At 47.6% G+C, this 8,662-nt stretch carries 7 protein-coding genes; 3 read left to right on the top strand and 4 right to left on the bottom strand.

The window, feature by feature from the left end; translation table 11 throughout:
* Positions 1-2,165 (bottom strand): S46 family peptidase (locus VIM72_RS06300; protein ID WP_332002016.1); only part of this gene is annotated, 2,165 nt, incomplete at its 3' end.
* Between the two features lie 168 nt (positions 2,166-2,333).
* Between VIM72_RS06300 and VIM72_RS06295 the strand changes: the two genes are divergently transcribed.
* Both VIM72_RS06295 and VIM72_RS06290 read left to right on the top strand, forming a co-directional pair.
* The gene (locus VIM72_RS06295; RefSeq protein WP_332002015.1) at positions 2,334-3,413 is read left to right on the top strand and encodes a sensor histidine kinase; all 1,080 of its coding nucleotides are present in this window, start codon (positions 2,334-2,336) and stop codon (positions 3,411-3,413) included.
* A 3-nt stretch (positions 3,414-3,416) separates the two neighbouring features.
* Positions 3,417-4,127 (top strand): LytTR family DNA-binding domain-containing protein, encoded by a 711-nt coding sequence (locus VIM72_RS06290; RefSeq protein ID WP_332002014.1) that lies wholly within the window; start codon positions 3,417-3,419, stop codon positions 4,125-4,127.
* 60 nt (positions 4,128-4,187) lie between these two features.
* Here VIM72_RS06290 and VIM72_RS06285 read toward each other — a convergent pair whose 3' ends face one another.
* The 3 genes from VIM72_RS06285 to VIM72_RS06275 all read right to left on the bottom strand — a co-directional run bounded on the left by VIM72_RS06285 (position 4,188) and on the right by VIM72_RS06275 (position 6,433).
* On the bottom strand, positions 4,188-4,679 hold the full coding sequence (locus tag VIM72_RS06285; protein WP_332002013.1) for a hypothetical protein: 492 nt from the start codon (positions 4,677-4,679) through the stop codon (positions 4,188-4,190).
* Between the two features lies 1 nt (position 4,680).
* Entirely contained in the window at positions 4,681-5,394 is a 714-nt protein-coding gene (locus tag VIM72_RS06280; RefSeq protein WP_332002012.1) for an intradiol ring-cleavage dioxygenase, read from the bottom strand.
* Between the two features lie 214 nt (positions 5,395-5,608).
* On the bottom strand, positions 5,609-6,433 hold the full coding sequence (locus tag VIM72_RS06275) for a M57 family metalloprotease (protein WP_332002011.1): 825 nt from the start codon (positions 6,431-6,433) through the stop codon (positions 5,609-5,611).
* A 608-nt stretch (positions 6,434-7,041) separates the two neighbouring features.
* Here VIM72_RS06275 and VIM72_RS06270 point away from each other — a divergent pair.
* Positions 7,042-8,662: S8 family serine peptidase (locus tag VIM72_RS06270; RefSeq protein WP_332002010.1), on the top strand; the 1,621-nt coding region annotated here is incomplete at its 3' end.

Genomic DNA, 8,662 nt, shown 5'->3' with positions numbered 1-8,662 from the left:
TACAGCAACTTCATCTCGTCGATCAGTCGCGTACAGCCGGCGTATTTGTCTACAATAAACAGTACATAGCGGATATCCACCATGATGTTGCGGCAAATGGCCGGGTCAAAATTAATATCGCTCATGGTGCCTTCCCAGGTGCGGTCGAAATTCAACCCTATCAGGCGGCCATAGGCATCCAGTGCAGGGCTGCCGGAGTTGCCGCCGGTTGTGTGGTTGGAGGCGATGAAACAAACCGGCATCCTGCCATTCACGCCATAACGGCCATAGTCTTTCTTTTTGTAAAGCTCTATCAGGCGCGCCGGCACATCAAATTCGTAATCACCCGGAACGTATTTTTCCATCACGCCATCGAGATAAGTGTAAAAATCGTAGTGAATGGCATCACGCGGGTTGTACCCATCTACTTTCCCATAGGTAACCCGCAGCGTACTGTTGGCATCGGGATAAAACACTTTCTTACTGCCCATTACATCTATCTGCGCCTGCATATAAGTGCGTTGCAGGTTGTTGATGTTGGATTGCAGATCGGCCAGCGGGCGACTTATATTATCCACGTAACCTTTACGCATGGCCATTACCAGGCGGGTAGCCGGATCTTTCCACATCTGTGCCACTACTGTATTATATGGCTGCTGCACAAAAGCAGTGAGTTTATCCATAGACGTTAGTCCGGATACCGCATACAGCTTATCAGACAGTGCACGACTATTTTTATTGTTCTCCTGCCAGATCTGTGTAAACTCCGCTCCTGCAAATTGTGCGGGAACGCCTTTGGCATATAGTGCGATGAGGCTTACCGCCACATCATGGTCCACGCCGGCATTATAGTTCTGGTAAAATCCCTGCATGGAGGCAAGGAACTGCTGCCGCATGGTTTCATACTGCGCCTCTCCCCTTTCATGCACATCGTTGAGAAAACTGATCAGGCGGTCGCCAACAGTGAACAGTTCCACGTTCCTTACCAGCTCGCTGTAGTAATCGCGGGCCTGGGCATAAGGCTGTATCTGCTGGTAGTAAGCATTGAGCGAGTCCAGTACGCCCCCGTATTGCTGTTTCCATGCCGGGTTGGTTTCCAGCTGCTGACGGTAGGTATCTTCATACTGCAGCTTTTTGCCTACGCCATTGGTTTGTTTTACACCCTGCATTTCTCCCATCCACTTCTTCCAGTAGTTGGCTGTACCGGCAAATTTCGCCGCATACTGGATCTTTATCTGCGGATCTTTACGCATGTAGCCATCCATGATTTTGAGAGCGGCGTCGCGCATTTCCACTTTGGCGGCATCCAGTACATCTACTGTTTGTTTTACGCCTTCAGAAGGCAGGTATTCAGTAGTGCGGCCGGGAAAACCCATCACCATGGTAAAATCATTCTGTTTTACTCCTTTCAGGGAAATCGTAAGCGCATATTTGGGCTTTAAAGGCACGTTATCCTTTGAGTAAGGCGCCGGGCGACCATCCTTACCGGCATAGATACGAAACATCGAGAAATCGCCTGTATGACGCGGCCATACCCAGTTATCCGTATCGGACCCGAACTTGCCGATGGAGGAAGGCGGTGCGCCTACCAGGCGTACATCCCGGTAAGTTTCCGTTACAAACAGGAAATACTGGTTGCCTTCATAGAAAGGTTTTACCATCGTTTCCTGCCAGCTTTCACGCCGGGCGTTCTGCCGGATCTCGTTCAACCGCCTGTCGATGGCCGACTGCCGCTCTCTTTCACTCATACCGGGCGTTACATCCTGCAGCGCTGCCCTGGTTACATCATCAATACGCACAATGAAGGTGGCAAATAAACCGGGGTTAGGCAGCTCTTCCACGGCCGATTTTGCCCAGAATCCGTTTTCCAGGAAATTATTCTGCAAGGAGGAGTGCTTCTGGATGGCATCATAGCCGCAGTGATGATTGGTGAGCAGCAATCCCTGCTCCGAAATCACCTCCGCCGTACAAAAACCACCAAAGCTCACGATGGCATCTTTCAGGCTGCCCTTGTTGATACTGTAGATATCCGCGGCAGTGATTTTCATACCCATTCCCTTCATCTCTTTCTCATTAAGACCGGAAAGCAGCTGTGGCAGCCACATTCCCTCCGTAGCATAAGTGTGCCTGGCCAGTACAAGGAGAAGTACCATTAACAGCACCGGTTTCACGATTCTTTGCAACATATCTGATATTCTTTTTATAAAAGAGGCAATTTACTATAATTCGGGCAGCGATGAAAAGATAACCCGGTGTTTCCGATCATTCATCGACATAAACCAGCGATTTACAGAGAAAGCGATCGCTATCCGGGAAGAAAATCTGAATTTCAGCCCTATATCTATCTGTCGCAAATGTTCCGCTTAAAATCTTCGGTAGTAATCGCACACATCACAGGGTGGCTGATATGCCTGGGTTTACCCCTGCTGTTTATCAGCGGGCAAACGGGCGACCGTAAAGCGCTTTCCATCTTATTCTCAACAGATTACCTGGTGTTCCTGGTAACATACGTAGCACTGTTTTATTTTCATACCACCTTCCTTTTCCCCAGGCTGTATTTCAGGAAACAATACGTTCTTTATTTCCTTTCTGTGCTGCTGTTGCTGGTAATGGTGAATTATATGCGCCCCTACGATCACCTGTTTTCCAGGCTACGGCATCCGCATATGGAAAACAGGTGGCGCCCGCCAATGCCGCCGGATGGTAAACCCGGCCCCGGACCGGAAGCCATGAAGCCCCGCGTACGGGTGGATATTGTGAGCGACTTCCTTTTCCTGCTCACCATTGCGCTCAGTATCGCTATTGAAACCACGCACCGCTGGCGGCAGACCGAAAAACGGGCGTTGTATGCTGAAACCCGGAAAACCCAGGCGGAGCTGTCGTTTCTCAAAGCCCAGATCAATCCCCATTTCCTGTTCAATACCCTTAACAATATTTATTCCCTGGCTATCACACGCAGTGATAATACGGCTATGAGCATCATGAAGCTGTCGAATATGCTGCGCTATGTTACAGAAGATACGAGAGATGATTATGTGCTGCTGGAAAGCGAAATTGAATGCCTGCGGGATTATATCGATCTCCAGAAACTCCGGCTCACCACCAAAACAAAAGTCAATTTCGCTGTTACCGGCAGCCCCGGCATCAAATGCATTGCCCCGCTGGTACTGCTGCCATTCCTTGAAAACGCCTTCAAGTACGGGGTCAGCAATCATGAGCCTTCTGAAATTAATATCTTGCTGCAAACATCAGGTAATAGTATCCATTTTTACTGCAGTAATAAATTATTCAGAATGACAACGGATACAAGCCGTACCGGTATTGGAATTGCCAATACCCGGCAAAGACTGGACCACCTGTATCCTGATAAATATGAATTGCAGATCAGCGAAGACAACGGCGCCTACGCTATTTCTTTACAATTACAGGTATAACCGATGGAGATTAAATTTATTGTGATAGATGATGAACCACCTGCTATACAGGTCATCAAAACCTACGCGCAGGAATTTCCCTGGCTGAAACCGTTGCATACTTTTACCGATGCCATTTCCGCAGCAGAATATTTGCGGCATAGCCGGGTGGACCTTATTTTCCTCGATATCAACATGCCCGACATCAACGGGCTGGACCTGGCCAGGGGACTCGCTTCCTGCCCTATGATCATTTTTACCACCGCCTATAAACAATATGCTTTCGACGGGTTTGAGCTCGATGCCATCGACTACCTGCTGAAACCCATTCCCTTTCAGCGTTTTGAAAAGGCCGTGCAGAAAGCACAGCAGCATTGCCGGCAACAGCTGCTGCCGGCGGCAACAGAAAGCATGGTGGTGCACTCCTCCTATCACATGGTGAAAATTCCCCTGCACGAAATTATTTACATAGAAAGCCTGGAGGATTATATCCGGATACACCTCACCCGGCAGGCGCCTGTACTAACGCTGATGACCCTTAAAAAAATGCAGGAGAAACTGCCGGCATCCCGCTTTCGGCGCATACACCGCAGCTACATTGTTGCTGTTGATAAAGTAAAGTCGGTGGTTAACCGTAAAGTCAGGCTCAGTTCATCCACTGAGCTGCCAGTGAGCGATAGTTACAGCGATTTTATCCGCGAGTGGAAAAGCGGGTTTTGTCTGACTCAGGATTAAGATGATTATGCTGATTACTTTGATTTTATTCTTTTTTGTGTTTTCAGGGAGATGTTGAATTTAGGATTCCTCACTATAATTACAAACAGATATATCATCGTTCAGTTTTAAAGTGAACGTATCATTGGTGTCGTTGAAGCCAAGCAACAGGTAGTCTCCTATCACCCTGTGCAGGCGTAGTGGCGCGGTGTAATACAGTATAGCCACTTTGTGCTGCTGCCGGTCGTGAATACTTGAACTGATAATTTTAAACTGGTGCCGTTCAAACAACAACCGGGTATTGCCCAACGTGTCCCATCCACCAGGCACCAGGTTAGCGAGGGACTGGATATACAATCCCACCGCAAAACCTGTTTTATAATGCAGGGAGTTCGCTTTGGGCTGATGCTCCACCATTTCGGCAAAAGTGGAGAATGCCCCATCGGGGTTGTAGACCTGCGATTGCAGCAGGAACTCCGCATACGAATCATGAAATATATGCTTTGCAAATACCCCTTCGGATGATGCATGTATCACCTGCCTTATAGCCAGCTTTATCATTGTTTTTCCCATATCAGCCTGCTATGTAAATATTGTGAACAAGATCATAACCACTGCTGGCGCTGGCGGTTACGGTGGCCAGTTCAGCTGCCAGTGAATCGCTGAAAATGGAGTCTGCACTGTTGTTGGGAACACCGGTATTTTGTCCGTGTGCACTGTATAATGCAGTGTTATATACCGCTGTATTAACATCATCGGGAAACGCGATCTGCGTGGTGGCTTTCAGTTTATTGTTCAGGTATACCTGTGCATGAATGTGCGTTACCCTGCCTTCGTACCAGCCAGGATATATGGAGGTGAATTTCACTTGTCCGGCGGTATCTGAATACTGTAATCCCCTGCAGAAAACGAGGGAAGTATTATCCTGGGTGCCCAGGTAGCCGCGGTTGCTGTAACCGGAGTAATAGCCATCCTTATCACAATGCCAGATATCGACCCTCGCATTAGCAAGCGGTTTACAGCTGTCATTTGTGTTCAGTACATTAATAGTGATATGCAATGGGGTGCCTGTTTTACCATCCGTGATGTCTACCCGCTGGATAGAGGATCCCCTGCTGGCATACAATGGATAAGGGCCATCTGTTTCTTCCGGGGAAACGGTACAGCTGCCGCTGCCGGTTGTATCAGGATCTGTGGCATCACTTTTCTTACATGCCTCAATCAGTACCGGTACTGCTGTAGCGCTGATAAACAGTTGTTTCAGGAATTGTTTACGGGTGTTTTCCATCTTATCTTTTTTGATCTGTTATAAAGATTTTGATTCTGTAACAGATCAGCAAAAAAGATAGATGAACAGGCATTATGTACCGGAGAATAGTATTTCCGGGACGGAACAGATGACCACAGGAAATTTAATTCAGCAAGAATTTGGAGGAAATCCTTTTCCTGCAGTAAAAAGTTCCGGTCCCGGAAATACCTCAACAGATCAACCCATGCAACGATTAGTGATACAGGTAATTCAGTGCAATAATATCATTGGCATTAAATGTACGGTTACCGCCATTGGAGCAGGCCAGCATCCAGGAGTTGGCATCCGGTGCGGATGGGGTGCCCGGGATATACACTGCACCTATGTTGCTTGCACCTTCGTTTGTTGGAGTACCACCGCAGCTGTAGGAACGGTCCATGTAATCGGTATGGCGCATACCAATGCAGTGACCAATTTCATGCTGGATCACAGAGCCCACATATAGTACGTTTGGATTGGATCCATACGCATACTGGTTGGTGTTCATTTTAATAGTGCTGTAAGGATTACCGGTGCTGGTAGGGAACCCGGAAGAGCCCAATGTGATGTAACCGCCGCTTGGTCCCTGGTTAAAGCCCTTGATCGTAATTTCAGCAGCGCCGCTGGTAACGCGCTGGAAGGTCATACGTAAGCCTAACCTGTTGTAGCGTGCAATAGCGGTATCTGTACCTGCAATGAAAGCGGTGCCCAGACCGGTTACTTTAATCCTGATAACGCGGGGTAATGCCGTTACCAGGTAATTGGTGCGGTACTGTTCTGTTTTGGCGATTCTTAAAACAGGACTGCTAACTGATGCTTTCAGCTGTTCAGCTGTAAGCAGGATGTCACCTTCCACGAGGTAGCCATCTTCGGTTTTTACCACGTTCTCTGTACTGAAGCCATTTGCTTTGATCTGGGCTAACACTTCTGCTGATACAGGATCTGGCTGCGCTTCTTTTTTAGCGTCATTCTTCTGACAGGACGCAAAGAGGAAAGCCGCTGCCATGCAGCAGAGTACAGGAATTGATTGTGTTCTCATAGTTCAGATTTTTGGTTTTGTTTAGAAAAAAAATTCAGACTTTTGATTTAGGTTTTAAAAAAAGATATCCTTTCGCCTGTTCCTGTAAACAGACAATTGTTAACAATACTAATACCTGCGCTGCGCCCGGATCAGGCATAAAAAAGGCATAACGCCGTATCCGTGAATACAGCTGCTTTTTCATTCTCCTGCCGCAAATGCAATCATTTAGCTTTGATTATCTTCCTGAAAACTACAATTACTCAGTACTCTCGTTTTCGGGTACATACAATAGCTAATATGCCCTGCAATAGCATAGCATCAGTTTTTAATGGCCTGGTAATGATTCAGTAATACCGGTTCTTCCGGGGATTCAGATTTGCTCTATAAATTGATTGTTTGTGAAACAGTTTACAGATCGTTGCTCAGATTTTGTTGAATTTTATCCTAAGGATTTCCTGTTTCAATATTACAACATTCGTTTTATTTAAAAAAAATTTTTGTTGTGGAGATGATAAAAAATTGTGTTGAAAAACTAAATACAGTAGCTTTAGGTGACAACACTAAACCAAGATCACATACCATTTTCCAACGCCTCCATGCGGATAAAACCCTTTCAAATATGTCTTATGCTGCTCCTGCAGTTATATGGTTGTTACTACGCAAAAGCGCAGCAGCAGTACTATACAGACAGCATGGTGCAACGGTACGCAACAGATACTTTCTCCCTGCAGCGTAAAAGCGGGCCATTCCTCGTGAAATTTTCAAAGCTGCCGGATGAACAGCGATTACAGCAATGGGGACTTATGCAACCGGTTTCCCGCTATCATTATATACTGCAACAGGCGCCAAACGACAGTACTGTCCTGTATTGTTACAGCGCCGGCTATAACTTCAAAGCAAGCATCCCGCTGTTACAGCAACTGGAAAAAACAGCTGCACAGGATAGTATTCTTACACAGGTATCATGTATACCTTCGGAAAAACAACTGGCGTATGCAAGGGTACAGTCGTATTCCACGCAGTACCATGTGGCGGTTGCAAAGGTTAAAAAGGAGGACTGGCCCTCGTTTATCAGTCAGCCGGCTATACAATTTGCTGACCTTATCCGCCGTCCTTCTCCTGAAATCATTATCAATACCAGTAATATGGCATTGAACAGGATTACGTTTGCACAACAACAGTTTCCGCTTATTACAGGTCAGCGTGTAGCCGTTTCAGTTAAAGAGGATATGTTTGATACAACAGACATCGATTTACAGGGGCGGTATATTCCATCTTCCTATAACTCCACGCTCAATACTGCTCATGCGCTGATCATGGCCACACTGATTGGCGGTGCAGGTAACAGCGGCGCCGGGGGCAAAGGTGCAGCGCCGGGAGTAAAGCTCAGTTCATCTGATTACAACAATAGTTTATTCCCTGATGAAGACGCATACTATCGTCAATCCGGCGCTACGGTGCAAAACCATTCCTATGGTACCGCTATCGAAAACTATTATGGGGCAGAAACGGCGGCTTACGATCAGCATATCTATACGGCAGATACCATCGTGCATGTATATTCTTCCGGAAATATTGGTACGTCGCCTGCATCAGCCGGGCGTTATCAGGGCATTGCTGGCTATGCTAATTTATCCGGCAATTTCAAACAGGCAAAAAACATCCTTGTTGCCGGCGGTACAGATGACGCCGCCCGGCTAATGGGCCTCAGTTCCAGGGGGCCCGCTTACGATGGCCGTATAGTGCCGCATGTTACTGCCTATGGTGAAGATGGTACTTCCGGAGCCGCAGCGCTTACCAGCGGCGTAGTGGCCCTGTTACAGGATACCTGGCGCATGCTGCGTGGCAGCGCCGCCCCCGCGGCCCTTCTTAAAGCGGTTATTATTAACAGTGCATCACGGGCCGCAGGTATACGCCCATCGTTTGGCGGGGGATATGGCAGTCTGCATGCCTTCGCTGCCATAAAAACAATACAGGACAACCGGCTGTTGCAGGGAAATGTAAGCAACCATACAGCTGCCACCTTCAATATAGTCATCCCGGAGGGCATACAGGAAGTAAAAGTAACCTTGTGCTGGAATGACCCTCCGGCGGCAGTAAACGCCGTTAAAGCGCTTATAAACGATCTTGATATCACCGCCACTACCTCCGATGGTAAATTATGGCAGCCCTGGATACTGAGCACCTATCCCTCCGCCGATTCCCTGCAGCTGCCCGCAACGCGTGGCAGGGACAGCATCAACAATA

The sequence above is a fragment of the Chitinophaga sp. genome, from assembly GCF_036569185.1.
In the GTDB taxonomy this organism is placed as follows: domain Bacteria; phylum Bacteroidota; class Bacteroidia; order Chitinophagales; family Chitinophagaceae; genus Chitinophaga.
This window is presented reverse-complemented; position numbering and strand designations above follow the sequence as displayed.

Excerpts from the sequence above, each read along its gene's own strand:
- VIM72_RS06295 (WP_332002015.1), top strand. The coding sequence starts at position 2,334 with ATGTTCCGCTTAAAATCTTCGGTAGTAATCGCACACATCACAGGGTGG.
- VIM72_RS06290 (WP_332002014.1), top strand. The coding sequence starts at position 3,417 with ATGGAGATTAAATTTATTGTGATAGATGATGAACCACCTGCTATACAG.
- VIM72_RS06285 (WP_332002013.1), bottom strand. The coding sequence starts at position 4,679 with ATGGGAAAAACAATGATAAAGCTGGCTATAAGGCAGGTGATACATGCA.
- VIM72_RS06280 (WP_332002012.1), bottom strand. The coding sequence starts at position 5,394 with ATGGAAAACACCCGTAAACAATTCCTGAAACAACTGTTTATCAGCGCT.
- VIM72_RS06275 (WP_332002011.1), bottom strand. The coding sequence starts at position 6,433 with ATGAGAACACAATCAATTCCTGTACTCTGCTGCATGGCAGCGGCTTTC.